At 65.7% G+C, this 1,293-nt stretch carries 1 protein-coding gene and 1 pseudogene; both read right to left on the minus strand.

Annotated elements, in window-relative coordinates; translation table 11 throughout:
- Positions 1-228: 228 nt before the first annotated feature.
- Entirely contained in the window at positions 229-885 is a 657-nt protein-coding gene (locus AC097L_RS24770; RefSeq protein ID WP_479589373.1) for an ABC transporter ATP-binding protein, read from the minus strand.
- A pseudogene (locus AC097L_RS24775) lies at positions 882-1,293 on the minus strand (tRNA (adenosine(37)-N6)-dimethylallyltransferase MiaA); the annotation flags it as partial. The pseudogene AC097L_RS24775 and the gene AC097L_RS24770, both read right to left, overlap by 4 nt.

Here is a 1,293-nt window from a genome sequence, read left to right on the forward strand (position 1 = left end):
GTCGCTACAAAAGCCGGTGGTGTGGGCGGATGTGGGCCCCAGGGACCTGCTGGGCTGGTTCATCACCGCCTTCATGGTGTCGTTTGGCGCACCGTTCTGGTTTGACCTGATCTCCAAGCTGCTGGGCCAGCGGGGGGCAACCGGCCCGAAACCGGCGCCTGCCAATCCTTAAAAATCGCTATTGAAAATGAAGCTATAAAACCTTGTGCGATAAGCGTTAGCTGCCTTTTATGCATGAATTCCATCCACCCGCAGCTGCAGCACCCTATCCGCCCGCGCCGCTGCGGCCTGCGAATGCGTGACCAGCACCAGGGCCGCACCCTGGGCGCGGGTTTGCGCCAGCAAGGCGTCCATCACCCTGGCCGCCGTGGTGGGGTCGAGGTTGCCGGTGGGCTCGTCGGCCAGCAGCAGGGCCGGGCGGTGCACCAGGGCGCGGGCAATCGCCACGCGCTGGAGCTGGCCGCCGCTGAGCTGCTGCGGCAGGCGCTTGCCCAGGCCCTCCAGGCCCACGTCGGCCAGCAGGCTTTGCACGCGGGCATCATCGGGGCGGCCCAGCAGCATCAGCGGCAGGGCCACGTTTTGCGCCACATCCAGGTGCGGCAACACATGGAAGGCCTGGAACACAAAGCCCACCTGCTGGCGGCGCAGCAGGGCGCGCTGGTCGTCGCCGAGGCCACCCAGGTCCACACCGCCGATCGCTACCGTGCCGCTGTCCCAGCTGTCCAGCCCGGCCATGCAGTTGAGCAGGGTGGACTTGCCCACGCCGGATTCGCCGATGATGGCGACGAATTCGCCGGGCTGTACCTGCAGCGACACATTGGCAAACACGGTGCTGTCGCCGTAGCGCTTGCCCAAGTTTTCGATATACAGGCTCGGCAGGCTCATAGGGCTGCCTCCACCCGCGCCAGCACCTGTTGCAGCGCATCCGGCGCGTCGCAGGCCACGAGTTGGCGCTGCGGCATGCTGCGCAGCCAGGTGACCTGGCGTTTGGCGAGCTGGCGGGTGGCGAAGATGCCCCGGTCGCGCAGCTCCACCACCGGCAGCGTACCGTCCAATGCCTCCCAGGCCTGGCGGTAGCCTACGCAGCGCATGCTGGGCAAATCGGGGTACAGGTCGCCGCGGGCGCGCAGGGTTTTAACTTCGTCCAGAAATCCACCGGCCAGCATCTGCTCAAAGCGCAGGGCGATGCGCTCGTGCAGCCAGGCGCGGTCTGCGGGTTCTAAGGAAATAAGGGTGGTAGCGCTTATTCTGTGTGCGCGAGTAGCTATGTCTTTTGTAGCATGAAGGCTGGAC

Source organism: Rhodoferax sp. RT5P35, from assembly GCF_056521385.1.

Coding starts and splice junctions, on each gene's coding strand:
- AC097L_RS24770 (WP_479589373.1), bottom strand. CDS start 885: ATGAGCCTGCCGAGCCTGTATATCGAAAACTTGGGCAAGCGCTACGGC.